This window comes from Kitasatospora phosalacinea (assembly GCF_000717185.1).
GTDB classification, from domain to species: domain Bacteria; phylum Actinomycetota; class Actinomycetes; order Streptomycetales; family Streptomycetaceae; genus Kitasatospora; species Kitasatospora phosalacinea_A.
In genome coordinates, this window is sequence record NZ_JNYE01000021.1 from 58,866 (window position 1) to 77,770 (window position 18,905).

Consider the following 18,905-nt stretch of genomic DNA (forward strand, 5'->3'; position numbering starts at 1 on the left):
CTAGCCCAACGCGGTGACCGCCAGGGAGGCGGACCGCGTCACAGCATCCCGTCCCAGAGCTGCTCGACGACGACCGCCCACCAGTTCTCCGGGTCGCGCAGGGCGGTCCGGTCGAGCGCGGCCAGCGCCCACTGGAACTCGGCGACGGCGGGCCCGGCCTGCTCGGGGGGGAGGTCGAGCAGGCGGGGGCGGCGTTCGGCGAGCAGGGCCAGGCAGCGGGTGAAGGCGGTGAGGTCGGTGTTGCAGTAGCGGGCCTCGCAGGTGTCGGGGTCGACGGCGCGGACCCTGCCCTGGGCGGTGTCGACGGTCAGCAGCGCCCAGCCGTCGGTGCCGACCAGGCGCTGGCCGAGCAGGGCGGTGCGGGCGGCGGCGGTGGCGCGGCGGCCCCGGCCGAGGGCGCCGAGGTGCTCGGCGAGGTCGGGCAGCGGCGGGGCGGCCTGTTCGGCGATGCCGTCGGCCTCGGGCAGGTGGAGGGTGAAGAAGCCGGGCACCTCGCGGGGCAGTCCGGTGCGCTGCAGCGGGCGGGCCGCGGTCTCCGGCAGGTCGGCGGCGAGCGTCTCGGCCTGCTCGAAGCGGCGCACCCCGTCCTCGCCGAACAGCGCGGCCAGCCGCTTGCCGAGGCCGGTCTCGTCCTCGGGCTGGGCGGGCGGCACGGCGGGCGGGAACGGCACCCGGTTGTAGCCGCTGCGGGTGCGGGCCACCAGGGCCCGCACGGCGGCCGCCCGGTGGTCGTGGCGCGGCCCGTACGGCTGCTCGAACTCCAGCCGTACGCCGGGCAGTCGGTCGGCGACGGCCTGTTCGGAGTAGCTGCCGGGGAGCATCGACAGCCGCAGGTCGGTGCGCAGCGCGACCAGGTCCTCGTCCGGGACGCCCTGCGCGGCGAGCTGCTCCCGGGCCCGCAGGGCCGGGTGCGGGCGGCCGTGCGCGGAGCGGACGGTGAGGGACTGCAGTTCGCCCTTGTCGTCCCGGTAGCTGAGGGTGGCCCGGGTGCCGGGGCCGGTGACCGGGGGCAGCGCCGGGTTGTGGCTGCCCGCGCCGAGGCGGTCGCGGTGCAGCTGCTCGACCACCGGCACCGGGACGGACGGGTAGACGACGAGCTCGCCGGTGACCCGGTCGACCACGGCGCAGGCCGCGCCGATCTCCTCGGGGGCCCGGCGGGCACCGGTGAGCGGATCGGTGAGGACGGGCGCGGGCTCCGGCCAGAGCACCCAGCCCAGGTCGAACTCGTGGCACCTGACAGGCCGCGCCCCCTCCTGCGGGAGGTCGCCGTTGACCCAGCGGTGGGCGGTGGCGAGGGCCTGTTCGCGGGTGATCATCGGTTGGTGCTCCCGGTGGTGGTGCGGTGGATGGTGAGCCGGGAACGCGGCGGTGCGGGCGCGGCAGCGGCAGCGGGAGCCGGGGCGTCGGCGGACTCGGACGCCCCGGACGCCTCCGCGGCCGCGCCGACCAGGACGGGCTCGGGCTCCGGCTCGGGCGCGCGGTCCGGGACGGCGACGGTGGCGGGCAGCGGCGCGGCCAGGTCGATCGGCCGGTCCGCGGCGTCCACCGCGACCGCCCACAGGCCGTGGTCGGCCGGGTAGAGCGGGGTGGGGGCGGCGTAGCCGGTCTGGTGGTCCAGGTAGCTGAGCACGCCCTTGTGGTTGACCGCGTTCCAGGTGTGCGAGCGGCCGAAGGCGTCGACGGTGAGCAGCACCGCGCGGGTTCCGGTGCCGTGGGCGAGCAGGGCCTGGCCGAGCCTGCCGTGGGCGTCGGGACCGTCGCCGAGGTCGAGGAAGCGGGTGCCGAGTTCGAGTTCGGCGCGGTCGCGGCCGCCGCGCTCGCCGGCCGGGCCGTCGGGCAGCCGGGGCGCGGCGCAGGTCGGCACGCCGCCGAGGGTGTCCACGGCGGACAGCGACACGTCCACGCAGTTGTTGGCGCGTCCGGCCTCGGCGTGGCCGCCGCCGTTGAGCACCTCGATCCACTCGCCGACCATCGGGTCCGGCGCGGGCACCGGGGTGCGGCGCACCGCCTCGGCCTGGTGCGCCGGGTCGACCGGGCCGAGCCCGCCGGGCAGGCCGTACGGGCGGCCGTCGGCGAGGGTCCGCTCGCGCTCCCCCTCCGGCAGCGGGCCGAGGGCGCCGCGGCGGCGGCCGTTGGCGATCACCAGCCAGGCCGCGGACGCCTGCCCGGGGTTGACCGGAAGGCCCTGCTCGTCGGTCGCCGACTGGCGCCGGACGTCCACCGGCGGCTCGTAGCCGCGCACCGGACCGCCGGGCGCGTGCTGGCCGATGCCGCCGCCGCCCACCGGGCCCACCGGGCCGGTCGCCACCGGACGGCCGCCGGCCGGGTGCTGGCCGACGCCGACCACCGCGGCCGCGCCGCCGGAGGCACCGGACGCACCGGGGGCACCCACGGCGCCGCCCGCCGCGCCCGCCACCGGGCCGGTCACCGGGCCGCCGGCCGCGCCCGGGGCACCGGGAGCGCCCGGCGCACCGGCCGCCGCGCCGGGGGCCGCCCCGACCGCGCCGCCCACCGGGCCCGCACCGGCCACCGGGGCGCCCGCCACCGGGCCCGCGGTCGGCACGCCGCCGCCGACCGGGGCGGCCGAACCGCCGCCGACCGGGCCGAGCTGGAACGAGGAGCCGTTCGACGCGGCCGAACCGCCGAACGAGGACCCCGGGTCCGCCGCGTGGTGGCCACCGCCACCGCCGCCACCGATCCCGCCGCCACCGCCGCCGCCACCGCCGGACGACCAGATGCCGCCGCTCGCCACCGGCGGGGCGCTCGGCGCGGGCGGCGCCGCCACCGAGTCGACGTGCACCGAGATCGGCCCGCGCACCGGCGGGACGTAGTCGCCGCCGGAGCCGCCGCCGTAGGAGCCGCCGGAGGACGGGGCGGAGTACGCGGCCGCGGTCGAGCCGCCGTACGAACCGCCGTACGAACCGCCGTGCGAGCCGCCGGAGTTGTTCGGGTAACTGCCACCGCCGCCGGTGCGGTGCACGACACTGTCGGCCGGTCCGGACTGCGGCACGGAGCCGGGGCCGGGGCTGCCCGTCGCGGTCTGCACCGCACCGGCCACCTGGGAGCCGGCGTCGGCGACCACCTGCTGGACGCCCTCCACCAGGCCGCCGTGGCCGCCGCCCGGCCCGCCGTGGCCGCCGTGGCCGCCCTGCGCCCCGAAGGGCCCGCCGCCCTGTTGCTGCCCGTCCGGGACGGTGACCGGCTTCCCGTCGGCGCCGAGCAGGTCGACCGGACGGCCGTCCGCGCCGAACTGCACGATCTGCCCGTCGGGCCCGGTGGCCCGGCCGGAGGCGTCGACGGTCAGCGGGTGGCCGTCGGTGCCCGCCAGCAGGTGGCCCTTCTGGTCGGTGACCAGGCCGGATACCTGGGTGCCGTCGGCGGCGACCATCACCGGGTGGCCGTCGTCGCCGAGTTCGAGCTTGCCGTTGTGGCCGAGCGCGAGCGTGAGGCCGGTGCCGACCAGGGCGCCGGTCAGGCCGACCAGCAGCGGCTTGCCGTTGGCGCCGAGCAGCGGCTTGCCGTCCTCGTCCATCGCCACGCCGGTGACCGGCTGGCCGTCGGGGCCGACCAACTGCTGCTGGCCGTCCGGGCCCTGGGTGACGGTCAGGCCCTCGACGCCCTTGACCCGCTGCCCGTCCTCGCCGACCAGCACCGGGTTGCCGTGCCGGTCGGTGCGCACCGTGCCGTCGGCCTTCAGCTCGGCGTGCAGGCCGGCGACGCTCGCCACCTCCACCGAGCGGGCCACTCCGGCCTTCGCCAGCGCCCCGGTGACCTGCCCGGAGCGGGCCGCCATCGAGGACTCCCGCTGCTCGCCGTGCAGGCCCCGGCCGTCGGCCTGGGCGATCCGCTCCAGGGCGACCAGCGGCGGCTCCTTCGCCAGCGACTTCGCGGCCTCGCCCATGTCCCGGCCGAGCTGCTCCAGCAGCTGGCCGATCTTCACCTTGGCGTGCTCGACCGCGGCCAACTCCTCGGCCTCGGCGGCGACCTCCTTCACCGCGCCGACGGCCGCACCGACCGCGCCGGTCACCAGCCCGCCCAGCCCGGTGGTCATCTCCTTGCCGGCCGAGGCGATGTCGGCCTTGGCCTTCGCCTCGGCCGCGTCCGCGGCCCGGATCTTCTCGGTCAGCTCGGTGAGGACCGCGATGACCTCGGCCTTGGCCTGGTCGGCGGCCCCGGCCGCCTTGTCCAGTGCGGCGGCGACCAGGGTCGCGGCCGCCGAGGCGTCGTCCAGCTGGCCGCGGCCGCCGCCGCTGAACTGCCGCCAGTGGTCGGCGAACGCCTCCACCGCGCGGCCCTTGTTCTCCCCCGAGACCCGCTGCGCGGAGGCCGCGCCCCGGGTCACCAGGGCGTCCGCCTCCGACCCGAACTCGCGCCACAGGCCCGCCGCCCGGCGCAGCCCGTCCTCGTCCGCCTGCGGCCACGCGTGGCCGGTCCGCGCCAGCGCGGGGGCGAGTTCCTCCGGCAGGTTCCTGGACACGTGCTCCCCCTTCGGGTGGTGCGGCTCGGCGCGCGCAGCGGCCCGCCGCCTGGTCTGACTCCGGTTCAGGCCCGGCCGGTTGCGGTCGGGTGGTTCAGCGAGGGCGCGGTGAAGTCCGCGCTGATGTCCTGATCGGTGCGCTCGCTGTTGTCCGCCATCGTGTGCAGCCCCCGGCCGATCCGGCCCAGCCGCTCCGACAGCCCCTGCAACCCGGCCAGCGCACCCTCCCGGGCCTCGCCGTACGCGGTGCCGAAGGGCGCACCGGGCTCGTCCGAGCCCCATGGCGCGCCCAGCGCCGCCAGCCCGCTCTCCAGCTGCTGTGCCGCCTTACCGAACTCGTCCGAGATCTTCTCGAACTCCCGTCCCTCGCCGTGGAGTTCCCACGACCGGATGACGACCTCGTCGCCCATCTGCACTCCCCCGTGCAAGGGCGCTCGCGCGCCCGACCTACCGGCTGGGCCATCCTAGGACCACTCCCGGTCACCGCCGACCGGCCTGCGGCCCTTTTCACAGCGGCTTCACCTTCGCCACCCGCCCGAACCGGGCGCAACCGGCACCGAACGGCACGAACCACCGGCAAAGCCGCGCCGTCGCTCCCCGCCCCGCCCCGGCCAGGCCATACCCTTACCGGGTGGCACCAGCTGACAGCACCAAGAGCAAGAAGACCGAGAAGCCCGCCAAGGCCTCCAAGACCGCCAAGGCCGCCAAGTCCCCCAAGCCCGAGCGCCCCGTCGTCGACCTGGCGATGCCCAGCGTCCGCGAGGTCTCCCTCGACTTCCCGCGCGCCTGGGTCGAGTTCACCGACCCCGACGACGAGGACCAGGTGTTCCGCTGCGACCTCACCTGGCTCACCTCCCGCTGGGGCTGCATCTTCGGCAAGGGCTGCCACGGCATCCAGCCCGGCCGCGGCGCCTCCGACGGCTGCTGCACCCTCGGCGCCCACTACTCCGACGACGAGGACGAGCAGCGCGTCGCCGGGCACGCCGCCCGGCTCACCCCCGACATCTGGGAGCACCACGCCGAGGGCACCGACGCCAAGGGCCGGATCCGCCGCGACGGCGGCATCACCATGTTCGACGAGGACGGCGACCGGCAGACCCGCCGGGTGGGCGGCGCCTGCCTGTTCCTGAACAGCCCCGGCTTCCCCGGCGGCGCGGGCTGCGCCCTGCACGTCCTCGCCCTGCGCGAGGGCCTGGAGCCGCTGGAGACCAAGCCCGACGTCTGCTGGCAGCTGCCGGTCCGCCGCACCTACGACTGGATCGACCGCCCCGACGACACCCGCTACCTCCAGGTCTCCATCGGCGAGTACGACCGCCGCGGCTGGGGCCCCGGCGGCCACGACCTGCACTGGTGGTGCACCGGCTCCCCCGAGGCGCACCACGCCCCCGACCCGGTGTACGTCTCCTACCGCCCCGAGCTGACCGAGCTGATGGGCCCCGCCGCCTACGAGCAGCTCGTCGCCCTCTGCAAGGCCCACGACACCCGCCTGGCCCCGCACCCGGCGGACCAGTAGCGCCCGGTGGCGGGCCCGGCCGGGGCCCGCCACCTGTCGATCACTTGTCGATCACTTGTCGATGTCGCCGACCACGAAGAACATCGACCCCAGGATCGCCACCATGTCCGCGACCAGCGTCCCCGGCAGCAGCTCGGTCAGCGCCTGGACGTTGTTGAAGGACGCCGAGCGCAGCTTGAGCCGCCACGGCGTCTTCTCGCCGCGCGAGACCAGGTAGTACCCGTTCAGGCCGAGCGGGTTCTCGGTCCAGGCGTACGTCTCGCCCTCCGGGGCCTTGAGCACCTTGGGCAGCCGCTGGTTGACCGGCCCGGCGGGCAGCTCGGCCAGCCGGTCCAGGCAGGCGTCGGCGAGGTCGAGGGCGTTGGCGGTCTGCTCCAGCAGGCACTCGAACCGGGCCAGGCAGTCGCCCTCCTCCCGGACGGCCACCTTCAGGACGTCCTGCAGCTGCCCGTACGCGAGGTAGGGCTCGTCGCGGCGCAGGTCGAAGTCGACGCCGCTGGCCCGGGCGATCGGCCCGCTGACGCCGTACGCGTGGACGTGCTCGCGGGAGAGCACGCCGACGCCCGCGGTGCGGCCGCGGAAGATCTCGTTGCCGAGCACCAGGTCCTCGAAGACCGGCAGCTGCCCGCGCACCACGCCGACCGCGCGGCGGACCCGGCCCAGCCAGCCGGCCGGCAGGTCCTCCTTGAGGCCGCCGACCCGGTTGAACATGTAGTGCATGCGGCCGCCGGAGGCCTCCTCCAGGACGTGCTGGAGCTCCTCGCGGCCGTTGAAGGAGTGGAAGATCGGCGTGATGCCGCCCAGTTCCAGCGGGTAGGAGCCGAGGAACATCAGGTGGTTGAGGACGCGGTTCAGCTCGGCCAGCAGCGTGCGCAGCCACACCGCCCGCTCGGGCACCTCCATGCCGAGCATCCGCTCGACGGCCAGCACCACGCCCAGCTCGTTGGCGAACGCGGACAGCCAGTCGTGCCGGTTGGCCAGCATGATGATCTGCCGGTAGTCGCGGGCCTCGAAGAGCTTCTCCGCGCCGCGGTGCATGTAGCCGATCACCGGCTCGGCGCTGGTGATCCGCTCGCCGTCGAGGACCAGCTTCAGGCGCAGCACGCCGTGCGTGGACGGGTGCTGGGGGCCGATGTTGAGCACCATGTCGGTGCTGCCGCCGTCGCCGGGGAGCGTCTGCGCGCCCGGGCCGATGCCGACCGTGGTCTCCGTCATGGCCGTCGCCTCCTTCTACGAGGGGAGAGTCTGCCATCCCGGCAGGCCCGCGAGGTCCTCCGGTACCGGCATGCGGACGGCCTGGACCAGCCAGTGGAACGCGCCCAGCCCGGCCGGGTCGGTCAGCTCGGCCGCCTCCCCCGCACCGGCGAGCGCCCGCAGGTACGCCGCCGGGTCGCTGCCCGCCAGCGCGAGCGGCGGCCGGGCCCCGCTGACGCCGAGCGCGCGCAGCGCCTCGCGCTGGGTGGCGAGCAGCGCCGGGTGGCCGGGCACGGCCGCCGCGTCGAGCGCGACGTGCGCGGTCAGGTCGCAGGAGCCGTCCGGGACGGGGGCGCACTCGCGGCCGCCCCGGAACCCGGTCAGGGTGCCGAACGGCGGCCGGGCGGCCCGCAGGTGCGCGTAGTCGACGGCCACCGCCAGGCCGCGTTCCAGCCCGCCGACCGCCGCGGCCCAGGCGGCGTCCCGCGGCCCGCCGAGCTCGACCCGCTCCCCGTCCGGCCACCAGCGCCGGGCCCAGGCCGCGTCCGCCGCGTCCAGCGGCTCCCCGGGCCGCTCCGTCCCGTCCGGCGCGACCTCGACGTAGCGCAGCCGCCCGTCCGGGCCGGGCTCGGCGAGGTCCAGCGGGACGTTGTCCAGCCACTCGTTGGCGAACAGCAGGCCCGCGGAGCCCGACGGCGGCCGTGCCGACCAGTGCACCTCCGCGGGCAGGCCGTCCGGGCGGTCGGCCAGCTCCACCGCCCGCAGCCGCACCCGCCCGCGCAGGTCCTCCGGCAGCAGGTCGCGCACCGCGAGGACGAGTTCGCCGCGCCCGGCGCCGACGTCGACGAAGTCCAGCCGCTCCGGCCTGCCGAGCGCCGCGTCCACCCCCGCCAGCAGCCGGACGACCGCGGCGGCGAACCGCGCGGAGGCGTGCACGGAGGTGCGGAAGTGCCCGGCGGGACCCTCCGGCCTGCGGTAGAAGCCGCCGTCGGGCCGGTACAGGGCGTGTTCGATCGCGGGCCGCCACCGCATCCATGTCATGGCGGACGACGTTACCGGGCGCCTGCGCCTCCACCCTGGGGAGTAGCCCCGGATCGCCCTCGCGGCGGAGCAGAACCCGCTCGCGGACTCCCTAGGCTGGAACCGTGCATCGACTCAACGCCTGGCTCCGCCGACACCCCGTGGTCGTCGACTCCGGCTGGGCGCTGCTGGTGCTGCTGCTGGGCGTGCTCGCCGCGGTCGAGTCCAACGGCCTGCCGGACGCCCCGCTGCCCTCCTGGAAGCACTACACCGGCGTCGCGGTCGCCGTCCTGCTGCCCGCCCTGATGGTGGTGCGCCGCCGCTGGCCGGACGCCACCACCGCGGCGGCCGTCGCGCTCGGCCTCGGCCAGGTCGCGTCCGGCGTCGAGCCCAACGTCTCCAGCATCGCCTACCTGGTGTTCGCCTACACCGGCGCCGCCTTCGGCCACGCCTGGACGTCCCGGCTGGCGCTGGTGGCGAGCCTGGCCGCCGGGCCGCTGACGATGTGGCGGCTGGCGCCCTCGGAGCAGCACCAGAGCGGCTACCTGACGGTGTTCATGGCCGTCCTGATGACCACCCCGTTCGTGCTGTGCTGGGCCTGGGGCCGACTCACCCGGGTCCGCCGCGCCTACCTGGTCGAGCTGGAGGACCGGGCCGCCCGGCTGGAGCGCGAGCGCGACGCCAAGGCCCAGGTCGCGGTCGCCGCCGAGCGGGCCCGGATCGCCCGCGAGCTGCACGACGTGGTCGCGCACAACGTCTCGGTGATGATCGTCCAGGCCGACGGCGCCGCCTACGTGCTGGACGCCTCCCCGCAGCAGGCCAAGGAGGCGCTCGGCACCATCGCCTCCACCGGCCGCCAGGCCCTCGCCGAGATGCGCCGCCTGCTCGGCGTGCTGCGCACCGCCGACACCGCGGGCGAGTACGTGCCGCAGCCCGGCGTCGAGGAGCTCCCCGACCTGCTGGAACAGGTCCGCACGGCGGGCCTGCCGGTCGACTTCACCGCCACCGGCGAGGTCCGCGAACTGCCCCGCGGCCTGGAGCTGACCGTCTACCGGATCGTCCAGGAGGCCCTCACCAACGTCCGCAAGCACGGCGGACCGAACGCCCGCGCCAAGGTCGCCGTCGACTTCCGCCCCGCCGACCTGGAGGTCCTGGTCGAGGACGACGGCCGCGGCTCCACCGGCGAACAGCTCTCCGGCGGCACCGACGGGCTCGGCCACGGCCTGATCGGCATGCGCGAGCGCGTCGGCATGGTCAGCGGCAGCCTGGACGTCGGCCCCAGGCCCGGCGGCGGCTTCCGGATCCGGGCCGTCCTCCCCCTCAAGGCACCCAAGTGAACGTAGAAGGAGACCCGACCCGCATGCCGATCCGCGTGATGCTCGTCGACGACCAGGAACTGCTCCGCACCGGGTTCCGGATGGTCCTGCAGTCGCAGGGCGACATCGAGATCGCCGCCGAGGCGGGCGACGGCCAGCAGGCCGTCGACGTGCTGCGCACCGCCGAGGTCGACGTGATCCTGATGGACGTCCGGATGCCGCGGCTCGACGGCGTCCAGGCCACCCGCCGGATCTGCCTCGACGACCACGGCGCCCCCGTCCCGGGCGCCCCCCGGGTGCTCATCCTCACCACCTTCGACCTGGACGAGTACGCCTTCGCCGCGCTCAAGGCCGGCGCGTCCGGCTTCCTGCTCAAGGACGTCCCGCCCACCGAGCTGGTCGCCGCGATCCGCTCCGTGCACGGCGGCGACGCGGTGGTCGCCCCCACCACCACCCGCCGCATGATCGACCGCTTCGCCGAGGTCCTCCCCACCCCCGGCAGCACCCCCGGCTCCCCCGTCCTCGCCCCCCTCACCGACCGCGAGCGCGAGGTCTTCCTGCTGGTCGCCCAGGGCCTCTCCAACGGCGAGATCGCCGCCCGCCTGGTCCTCTCCGAGGCCACCGTCAAGACCCACGTCGGCCGCATCCTCGCCAAGCTCTCGCTCCGCGACCGCGTCCAGGCCGTCGTCCTCGCCTACGAGAACGGCCTCGTCCGGGCCGGGGAGACCCCCTGACGGGGGGACTGCTCCCCCGCCCCGCCCACCCACCCCGACGCCCGCTCACCTCACCGTCCGCACGGGCCGAAAACCCCCGTACCATTGACCGGTACGTCTGGTACCCCTAGAGGACTGGAACGGAAGAGTGCTGCCCGACTTCGGAGACCCCTCCGACCCCGGTAACCGCCCCGCCCGGCTCGCCGTCGGTGTCGTCGGCGCGGGCCGGGTCGGCCCCGCCCTGGGCGCCGCCCTGCAGCTCGCGGGCCACCGCGTGGTCGCCGCGTCCGGCGTCTCCGCCGCCTCCCGCCGCCGCGCCGAGGCGCTGCTGCCGGGGGTGCGGCTGGTGACGCCCCCGCAGGTGATGGCGGCCGCGGACCTGGTGCTGCTGACCGTCCCGGACGACGTCCTGCCCGACCTGGTGCAGGGCCTGGCCGCCACCGGCGCCGTCCGCCCCGGCCAGTTGCTCGTCCACACCTCGGGCGCGCACGGCGTGGCCGTGCTGGAGCCCGCCACCCGCGCGGGCGCGCTGCCGCTGGCGCTGCACCCGGCGATGACCTTCACCGGCACCTCCGTCGACGTGGACCGGCTGGCCGGCTGCCCGTTCGGGGTGACCGCGCCGGAGGAGCTGCGTCCGGTCGCCGAGGCGCTGGTCGTGGAGATGGGCGGCGAGCCGTCCTGGATCCCGGAGGAGGTCCGCCCGCTCTACCACACGGCCCTCGCGCACGGCGCGAACCACCTGGTCACGCTGGTCGCGCAGGCGATGGAGCTGCTGCGCACCGCGGGCGTGCCGGAGCCGGGCCAGATGCTCGGCCCGCTGCTGGGCGCGGCCCTGGACAACGCCCTGCGCTCGGGCGACCTGGCGCTGACCGGCCCGGTGGCCCGCGGCGACGTCGGGACGGTGCGCGCGCACCTGGGCCGACTCGCTACGGTGACCCCGGACATCGGCCAGGCGTACCGGGCGATGGCGAGGGCGACCGCGCAGCGCGCGGTGGCCAACGGCACGTTGAAGCCGGAGCCGGCGGCGGCGCTGCTGGACGTACTGAACGAGGAGAAGCACTGATGGCACGCGACAGGCGCCCGGCGAAGGCCCCGAAGCCGGTGAAGGTCCACAAGGCGGTGCTGACCCGCACCGTGGAGGAGTTCGAGGCCGCGTTCTGGCCGGACGAGCAGCCGGTGGACAACGCCGTGGTGATGACCATGGGCGCGCTGCACGAGGGCCACGCGGCGCTGGTCCGGGCGGCCCGCCGCCAGGTCGGCAAGGACGGCCGGGTGGCCGTGACGGTGTTCGTGAACCCGCTGCAGTTCGGCGCGGGCGAGGACCTGGACCGCTACCCGCGCACCCTGGACGCGGACGTCGCGCTGGCCGAGGAGATGGGCGCGGACGTGGTGTTCGCCCCGTCCGTGGACGAGGTGTACCCGAACGGCGAGCCGCTGGTGCGGCTCGCCGCGGGTCCGATGGGCGAGGGCTACGAGGGCGCGTCCCGCCCGGGCCACTTCGACGGGATGCTGACCGTCGTCGCCAAGCTGCTGCACATCACCGACCCGGACTTCGCGGTGTTCGGCGAGAAGGACGCCCAGCAGCTGGCGATCGTCCGCCGGATGGTCGCCGACCTGGACTTCGACGTCGAGGTGGTCGGCGTCCCGACCGTCCGCGAGGACGACGGCCTGGCGCTGTCCTCCCGCAACCGCTTCCTCTCCGAGGCCGAGCGCGTCCAGGCGCTCGCGCTCTCCCGCGCCCTGTTCGCGGGCCGGGACGCCGGCGCGCAGGGCCCGAAGGCCGTCCGCGAGGCGGCCGCCGCCGTGCTGGAGGGCGCGGACGGCATCTCCCTCGACTACCTCGCCCTGGTCGATCCGCTGTCCTTCACCGAAGCGCCGGACGACTTCCAGGGCGAGGCGGTGCTCGCCGTCGCGGCCCGGGTCGGCTCGACCCGGCTGATCGACAACGTGAGCGTCATCGTCCGCTAGGCCGGACGCCCGGGGCGGCCGGCCCCCGAGGGCCCGGCCGCCCGTCCACCACTGGTACGCACCACCAGGCATGCACTCACAGGAGGCGTGACCCCATGTTCCGCACCATGCTCAAGTCCAAGATCCACCGCGCCACCGTCACCCAGGCCGACCTGCACTACGTGGGCTCGGTGACGGTCGACGAGGACCTGCTCGACGCCGCGGACCTGCTCCCCGGCGAACTGGTCCACATCGTCGACATCAACAACGGCGCCCGGCTGGAGACCTACACCATCGCCGGCCCGCGCGGCTCGGGCGTCATAGGCATCAACGGGGCGGCCGCCCGGCTGGTCCACCCCGGCGACCTGGTGATCCTGATCGCCTACGGGCAGATGGACACCGCCGAGGCCAAGGCGTACCTGCCGAAGGTGGTCTTCGTCGACGAGCGCAACCGGATCACCGGCCTCGGCGGCGACCCCGCGGACGCCCCCGAGGGCAGCGGACTGCTGCGCGGCGACGCCGCGTACCGTGGTGCGGACGGCGCGGCCGACGCCGCCGCGCACTGAAGGAGCAGCTGAACCCATGCCGTACCGCCTGACCGCCCCCGCCCCCGGCTGGACCACGAGCACCGACGTGGTCGTGATCGGCTCCGGCGTGGCCGGGCTCACCGTCGCGCTCAACGCCCGCAAGGCCGGCCTGCGGGCCATGGTGGTGACCAAGGCGGTGCTGGACGAGGGCTCCACCCGCTGGGCCCAAGGCGGCATCGCCGCCGCCCTGGGCGAGGGCGACACCCCCGAGCAGCACCTGCAGGACACCCTGGTCGCGGGCGCCGGCCTGTGCGACGAGGAGGCGGTGCGCGCCCTGGTCACCGAGGGCCCGGACGCGGTGCGCCGGCTCATCGAGGCCGGGGCCGCGTTCGACCGCGACGAGGACGGCGAGATCGTCCTGACCCGCGAGGGCGGCCACCACCGCCGCCGGATCGCGCACGCGGGCGGCGACGCCACCGGCGCCGAGATCGAGCGCGCCCTGGTCGCCGCGATCGAGGCCGACCCGGGCCTGGAGCTGATCGAGCACGCCCTCGTCCTGGACCTGCTCACCGACGCCGACGGCCACGCCTCCGGCGTCACCCTGCACGTGATGGGCGAGGGCCAGCGGGACGGCGTCGGCGCGATCCTGGCCCGGGCCGTGGTGCTGGCCACCGGCGGCATGGGCCAGGTCTTCGAGGCCACCAGCAACCCGGCGGTCTCCACCGGCGACGGCGTCGCGCTCGCCCTGCGGGCCGGCGCCGAGGTCACCGACCTGGAGTTCGTCCAGTTCCACCCGACCGTGCTCTGGCTCGGCCCGGACGCCAAGGGCCAGCAGCCGCTGGTCTCCGAGGCGGTCCGCGGCGAGGGCGCGCACCTGGTCGACGCGGACGGGGTGCGCTTCATGGTCGGCCAGCACGAACTGGCCGAGCTCGCCCCGCGCGACATCGTCGCCAAGGGGATCATCCGCCGGATGCACGCCCTGGGCACCCGGCACATGTACCTGGACGGGCGGCACTTCGGCGCCGAGATGTGGGAGCACCGCTTCCCCACCATCCTGGCCGCCTGCCGGGCCAACGGCATCGACCCGGTCACCGAGCCGATCCCGGTCGCCCCGGCCGCCCACCACGCCTCCGGCGGCGTCCGCACCGACCTGCACGGCCGCACCACCGTCCCGGGCCTGTACGCCTGCGGCGAGGTCGCCTGCACCGGCGTGCACGGCGCCAACCGGCTGGCCTCCAACTCGCTGCTGGAGGGCCTAGTCTTCGCCGAGCGGATCGCCGCCGACCTGGCCGCGCTGAACGCCTCCGGCAAGCTCCCGGCCCGCACCGTCAACATCGGTGCCGCGCAGGCCGCGACGCCCGTCCCGCTGCTGCCCGCCGGGGCCCGCGGCGAGCTCCAGCACCTGATGTCCGCCGGCGCGGGCGTGATCCGCTCCGCGGAGTCGCTGGCCGCCACCGCCGAGGGCCTGGCCGCCCTGGCCGACCCGGCCCGCGGCGCCGACCCGTCGGTGGAGACCTGGGAGGCCACCAACCTGCACCAGGTGGCCACCGCCCTCACCACCTCCGCCGCCCTCCGCGAGGAGACCCGCGGCTGCCACTGGCGCGAGGACTTCCCCGACCGCGACGACGCCCACTGGCACCGCCACGTCGTCCACCCGCTCGCCGACTGACGCCCCTCCGCCCCCGCCCCGCCACCCCGCCGAAACCTGGAGCGCACCCACCATGTCCCACTCCGAACTCCCCCTCCTGTCCACCGAGTCCGGCGGCTGCGGCGACGGCTGCGCGTGCGGCGAGGGCGAGGAGTACGAGACCGGGCTCGACCCGGCGCTGGCCGCGCTGCTGGAGGACGCCGGGCTGGACCCGGTCGAGGTCGAGGACGTGGCGATGATGGCCCTGTCCGAGGACCTGGCGGGCGGCGAGGACGTCACCTCGGTGGCGACCGTCCCGGCCGAGGCCGTCGCGACCGCCGACTTCACCGCCCGCGCGGCGGGCGTGGTGGCCGGCCTGCGGGTCGCGGAGGCCGTGGTCTCGCTGGTGTGCGAGGAGGAGTTCGAGGTCGAGCGGCACGTCGAGGACGGCGACCTCGTCGCCCCCGGCCAGGTGCTGCTCTCGGTGCGCAGCCGCACCCGCGACCTGCTGACCGCCGAGCGCTCCGCGCTGAACCTGCTCTGCCACCTCTCCGGCATCGCGACCGCGACCCGCGCCTGGGCGGACGCCCTGGAGGGCACCGGCGCGGTGGTCCGCGACACCCGCAAGACCACGCCGGGCCTGCGCGCGCTGGAGAAGTTCGCGGTGCGGGCGGGCGGCGGCGCCAACCACCGGATGGCGCTCTCCGACGCGGCGCTGGTGAAGGACAACCACGTGGTCGCGGCGGGCGGCGTCGCCGAGGCGTTCACCGCCGTCCGGGAGGCGTTCCCGGAGCTGCCGATCGAGGTCGAGGTGGACACGCTCGAGCAGATCGAGCCCGTCCTGGCGGCCGGGGCGGACCTGATCCTGCTGGACAACTTCTCCACCGGGCAGCTGCGCGAGGCGGTCGCCCTGGTCGCGGGCCGGGCGAAGCTGGAGGCTTCCGGCGGCCTGACCCTGGCCACCGCGCGCGAGGTCGCGGAGACTGGTGTCGACTACCTGGCCGTCGGGGCCCTGACGCACTCCTCGCCGATCCTCGACATCGGCCTGGACCTCCGCAGTTCCTGACCCTTCGAAGCAGAAAGCGCCCCATGCTCCTCACCATCGACGTCGGCAACACCCAGACCACGCTCGGCCTGTTCGACGGCGAGGAGATCGTCGAGCACTGGCGGATCTCCACCGACCCGCGCCGCACCGCGGACGAACTGGCCGTGCTGATGCAGGGGTTGATGGGCGCCCACCCGATCGTCTCGGCGGACGACCGGGTGGCGGGCCTGGCGATCTGCTCCTCCGTCCCGGCGGTGCTGCACGAGCTGCGCGAGGTGACCCGCCGCTACTACGGGGACGTCCCGGCGGTGATCGTCGAACCGGGCGTGAAGACCGGCGTGCACGTGCTGATGGACAACCCGAAGGAGGTCGGCGCGGACCGGATCGTCAACGCGCTGGCCGCCAACCACCTGTACGGCGGCCCGTGCATCGTGGTCGACTTCGGCACCGCCACCACCTTCGACGCGATCAACGCGCGCGGCGACTACGTGGGCGGCGCGATCGCCCCGGGCATCGAGATCTCGGTCGACGCCCTGGGCGGCCGCACCGCGATGCTCCGCAAGATCGAGCTGGCCCGCCCGCGCAACGTGATCGGCAAGAACACCGTGGAGGGCATGCAGTCGGGCATCCTGTACGGCTTCGCCGGGCAGGTCGACGGCCTGGTCAACCGGATGGCCAAGGAGCTCGCCACGGACCCGAACGACGTCCAGGTGATCGCCACCGGCGGCCTGGCCCCGCTGGTGCTGGGCGAGGCCGACTCGATCGACGTGCACGAGCCCTGGCTGACCCTGATCGGCCTGCGCCTGATCTTCGAGCGCAACCGTCCGGCCACGGCCGCCTGACGCCCCGCCGGCCCTGTCGGGCCCCGGCCCCCGCCACGGGGGTGCGGGGCCCGTCGCGTCCCCCACACCGGGTCGGGAGCGGATGCACCATCTCATAGGCCAATCGGGACAAACACGTCATCAATCGTCATAAGTCGGACGTACGCCACGTACTGTCGACCCATGCCAACGCCACACGGATCGCGCGGCGGCATGGCCTTCAGCGCCGACGAAGTCCGGGTGCTGCGCCGTGTCCTCGCCCAAGCCCTCTACCCGGTCGCCCCCGACCGGCTCCCGACTCCCGCCGCGGCCGTCGAACTGTGGGCCGAGGACGTCCAGGACGCGCTTCGGCTGACCGAGGCGATCGACGAGGCGGTCCAGGAGGGCGGGCGGCTGCGCGCCTTCATGCTCACCGACCTGACCCGCTACCGCGCCGCCCTGCCCGGCAGCGCCGGGGGCTACCTGGACCGCCTGGAGGAGGCCGTCACCGACGGCTACCTGCCCACCGCCGAGGACCTGTCGGCGCTGCGCTCACTGTCCCGCCAGCCGTGCGGCCCGCACGAGCAGGCCCGCCGCTCCCGACTCGCCGGACGCTGCCACGCGCTCGCCGAGGCCGAGGTCCGCGAGCGGCTCTCGCTGGGCTCCGGGCAGCGGCACCTCGCCGCGGTCCCCAGCCCCGCGTCCGAACCCCAGCCCGCCATCCCAGTTGGAGGACGGTTCCCGATGAGCGACCAGCAGCCCCAGCCCCCGGCCGACCGCCCGCGTCCCCGCCGGATGCCCACCCCCGCCGAACTCTTCGGCCGCCGCTCCCGCCCGACCCCCCACCAGGACCCCCCGGACGACGAGGACCACCCGGAACTCGCCACCGGCACCGACGGCTGACGCCCGCCGCCCCGCAACGCCGACTGCCCGGCCCCCGCACGCGGGGGCCGGGCAGTCGCTCGTCGCTCGGGGCCGTCAGCCGGCCGCCTTGGCCAGCAGGTAGCCGCTGCAGGGGTCGTCCGGCTCACCGTAGACGCACAGCGAGAGCTTCCCGTCCTTCTCCGTCGACACCAGGTCTATCGGGTACGGCTCCAGCCCACCGGCCGGGATGTCGAACCTCAGTTCCAGGCCGGTGTGCCGGGCGTTCCCGGTGTCGGTGAACTTCCAGTTCCCCTCCCGGTCGGCGCCGCCCCGGTCCAGCGCCCCGGACGCCGGGACGGCGTTGGTCGAGAACCGTCCGCCGTCCTCGAGGACGACGGTGACCTCTCCGGGCGCCTCCCACGTGCCGATGACCTTGGCGTCGGACAGTTCGGGACCACTGGCGGAACCTCCGCAGGCGGCAAGGCCCAGCGCGGCGATTCCGCACAGCAGGAGCGCAGATCTTGATCTCATCGGTTTCTGGTTCACCAATCGAACGGGGAAGGGCGGGGGTTACCGGTAGTAGGTCCTGTTCATGTCGTACACCTCGGTCCAGTACACCTCCACCTTGATGCTCGCACCCAGGCCCGTAGTGGTGTCGCTGGTCGGGAAACTGACGCCGGGAAGCATCTGGGCCTTGCCGCAGGCATGGTCGTGGCAGAAGGACGTCCAGCCGATGGTGTTCGTCGCGTGGAAGTTGACCATCATCTTCTTGTTCACCCGGTCCGCCTTGACGACCTGGTACTTCAAGGTGTAGCTACCGAACACCGCATCCACCCGGTTCGAATCGGAGCCTCCCCACAGCCCGGAGACGGCCTTGCTGAGGTCGACACCCGCGTAGTTCAGGCCCTTCAGGTCGACTCCCTGCAAACCGGTCAGGTTGTACAGGTCGATGAGCCCCTCGAGCTTGCCGACGGTCCTGGAGTCGGCCACCCAGTCCCCCTCACGAACACCGTGGGACTTCCACTCGCCGTACAGCTCCTTCTGGATCTCCTTGACGTGGTCATCGCTGTTGAGCATGGCGGCGATACGGGAGTCGGAGCCGAAGAGCAGGGTGGGCGTCTTCTCGCCGTCCCCGTTCCACCACATGTTGACGATGTCCTCGGGGGTGAGTCCCTTGGTCTCTTCGCCGGAGCGGTAGGGGGTGTGGATGCTTCCCACCTCACCGGAGTAGGTGGCGGCCGGCGGGCAGTCGTGGCCGATCGTCTCGACCTTGGCGTACGTGTTGCCGGAGCACGGCTTACCGGTGACCAGGTGCTGGTTGTAGGTCTTGAAGTAGCTCTGGGTCAGTTCGTTCGCCTTCTTGATGGTGGCGTTGTTCTTGTCGACGCACGCCTGGTCGCAGACCGGCTCGATGTCGTCGGTACGCTCCCCGGTGGGGTCCGAGTTGGTCACCGGGTTGCCGCTCGCGTAGCCGTAGCCGCCGAGCTGCTGCGGGTCGTTGGGGTCGAAGACCGGGTCCGCGCTGATGAACCGGCCGAGTGCGGGGTCGTACTCGCGGGCGCCGACGTCGGTGTAGCCGGTGGTGGGGCTGACCGGCTTGGCGAGGAAACCCCTGGTGGGGAGACCATGGCGACGGCCTTGCCGCCCAGGTTGTAGGTGCGCACCGCGCCGAGCAGGGTGTTCGGGGCGACGGAGGTGTTGACCACGACCTCGGTGTCACCGGCGAACAGCGTGGTCCGGCCCGAGCCGATGTCGCGGCGGACGAGCAGGTTGCCGTCCGCGTCGTAGACGTACTTGGTGACGGCGCTGCCCTGGGTGATGGTGTCCACCCGGCCCTCGGGGGTCCAGGTGAGGACCTGTCC

The 18,905-nt window shown here is 74.9% G+C and carries 17 protein-coding genes and 1 pseudogene; 10 read left to right on the forward strand and 8 right to left on the reverse strand.

The features are described 5' to 3' along the window. Nucleotides 1-38 precede the first annotated feature (38 nt). The 3 genes from OO57_RS11735 to OO57_RS39370 all read right to left on the reverse strand — a co-directional run bounded on the left by OO57_RS11735 (nt 39) and on the right by OO57_RS39370 (nt 4,887). A complete protein-coding gene (locus OO57_RS11735; protein WP_033252317.1) occupies nt 39-1,316 on the reverse strand; it encodes an SUKH-4 family immunity protein in 1,278 nt (425 codons plus the stop codon). Further along, a complete protein-coding gene (locus tag OO57_RS11740; protein ID WP_033252318.1) occupies nt 1,313-4,477 on the reverse strand; it encodes a toxin glutamine deamidase domain-containing protein in 3,165 nt (1,054 codons plus the stop codon). Before OO57_RS11740 ends, OO57_RS11735 begins: the two co-directional genes overlap by 4 nt. A gap of 65 nt (nt 4,478-4,542) precedes the next feature. Next, nucleotides 4,543-4,887, reverse strand: a complete 345-nt coding sequence (locus OO57_RS39370) for a WXG100 family type VII secretion target (protein WP_051777291.1) — start codon at nt 4,885-4,887, stop codon at nt 4,543-4,545. A 221-nt stretch (nt 4,888-5,108) separates the two neighbouring features. On the opposite strand from OO57_RS39370, the gene OO57_RS11750 reads away from it, so the two are divergent. Further along, a complete protein-coding gene (locus OO57_RS11750) occupies nt 5,109-5,990 on the forward strand; it encodes a hypothetical protein (protein ID WP_033252319.1) in 882 nt (293 codons plus the stop codon). Nucleotides 5,991-6,041: 51 nt separating this feature from the next. Here OO57_RS11750 and OO57_RS11755 read toward each other — a convergent pair whose 3' ends face one another. Then, nucleotides 6,042-7,205 (reverse strand): NADH-quinone oxidoreductase subunit D, encoded by a 1,164-nt coding sequence (locus OO57_RS11755; protein ID WP_033252320.1) that lies wholly within the window; start codon nt 7,203-7,205, stop codon nt 6,042-6,044. 15 nt (nt 7,206-7,220) lie between these two features. Beyond that, nucleotides 7,221-8,225, reverse strand: a complete 1,005-nt coding sequence (locus tag OO57_RS11760) for an SAM-dependent methyltransferase (protein ID WP_033252321.1) — start codon at nt 8,223-8,225, stop codon at nt 7,221-7,223. Between the two features lie 104 nt (nt 8,226-8,329). On the opposite strand from OO57_RS11760, the gene OO57_RS11765 reads away from it, so the two are divergent. The 9 genes from OO57_RS11765 to OO57_RS11805 all read left to right on the forward strand — a co-directional run bounded on the left by OO57_RS11765 (nt 8,330) and on the right by OO57_RS11805 (nt 17,082). Further along, a complete protein-coding gene (locus tag OO57_RS11765; protein ID WP_033252322.1) occupies nt 8,330-9,541 on the forward strand; it encodes a sensor histidine kinase in 1,212 nt (403 codons plus the stop codon). A 23-nt stretch (nt 9,542-9,564) separates the two neighbouring features. Next, the gene (locus OO57_RS11770) at nt 9,565-10,254 is read left to right on the forward strand and encodes a response regulator (protein WP_033252323.1); all 690 of its coding nucleotides are present in this window, start codon (nt 9,565-9,567) and stop codon (nt 10,252-10,254) included. A 127-nt stretch (nt 10,255-10,381) separates the two neighbouring features. Continuing rightward, complete coding sequence (locus OO57_RS38435; RefSeq protein ID WP_106973963.1) at nt 10,382-11,296, forward strand: Rossmann-like and DUF2520 domain-containing protein; 915 nt, start codon at nt 10,382-10,384, stop codon at nt 11,294-11,296. Further along, a complete protein-coding gene (panC, locus tag OO57_RS11780; RefSeq protein ID WP_033252324.1) occupies nt 11,296-12,201 on the forward strand; it encodes a pantoate--beta-alanine ligase in 906 nt (301 codons plus the stop codon). Before OO57_RS38435 ends, panC begins: the two co-directional genes overlap by 1 nt. A 95-nt stretch (nt 12,202-12,296) precedes the next feature. Continuing rightward, a complete protein-coding gene (gene panD / locus OO57_RS11785) occupies nt 12,297-12,746 on the forward strand; it encodes an aspartate 1-decarboxylase (RefSeq protein ID WP_033252342.1) in 450 nt (149 codons plus the stop codon). Between the two features lie 16 nt (nt 12,747-12,762). Next, on the forward strand, nt 12,763-14,376 hold the full coding sequence (locus OO57_RS11790; RefSeq protein WP_033252325.1) for an L-aspartate oxidase: 1,614 nt from the start codon (nt 12,763-12,765) through the stop codon (nt 14,374-14,376). 52 nt (nt 14,377-14,428) lie between these two features. Next, complete coding sequence (gene nadC, locus OO57_RS11795; protein ID WP_033252326.1) at nt 14,429-15,400, forward strand: carboxylating nicotinate-nucleotide diphosphorylase; 972 nt, start codon at nt 14,429-14,431, stop codon at nt 15,398-15,400. Between the two features lie 23 nt (nt 15,401-15,423). Next, the gene (locus tag OO57_RS11800) at nt 15,424-16,221 is read left to right on the forward strand and encodes a type III pantothenate kinase (RefSeq protein WP_033252327.1); all 798 of its coding nucleotides are present in this window, start codon (nt 15,424-15,426) and stop codon (nt 16,219-16,221) included. 162 nt (nt 16,222-16,383) lie between these two features. Then, nucleotides 16,384-17,082 (forward strand): hypothetical protein, encoded by a 699-nt coding sequence (locus OO57_RS11805; protein ID WP_063737540.1) that lies wholly within the window; start codon nt 16,384-16,386, stop codon nt 17,080-17,082. A gap of 75 nt (nt 17,083-17,157) precedes the next feature. Here the strand turns inward: OO57_RS11805 and OO57_RS11810 are convergent, their stop codons facing one another. The 3 genes and pseudogenes from OO57_RS11810 to OO57_RS47370 all read right to left on the reverse strand — a co-directional run. Then, a complete protein-coding gene (locus tag OO57_RS11810; RefSeq protein WP_158715097.1) occupies nt 17,158-17,589 on the reverse strand; it encodes a hypothetical protein in 432 nt (143 codons plus the stop codon). A gap of 24 nt (nt 17,590-17,613) precedes the next feature. Then, nucleotides 17,614-18,495, reverse strand: coding sequence for a hypothetical protein (locus tag OO57_RS11815; protein WP_033252329.1), 882 nt, complete (start codon nt 18,493-18,495; stop codon nt 17,614-17,616). Between the two features lie 36 nt (nt 18,496-18,531). Further along, a pseudogene (locus OO57_RS47370) lies at nt 18,532-18,597 on the reverse strand (hypothetical protein); the annotation flags it as partial. Between the last annotated feature and the right edge of the window lie 308 nt (nt 18,598-18,905).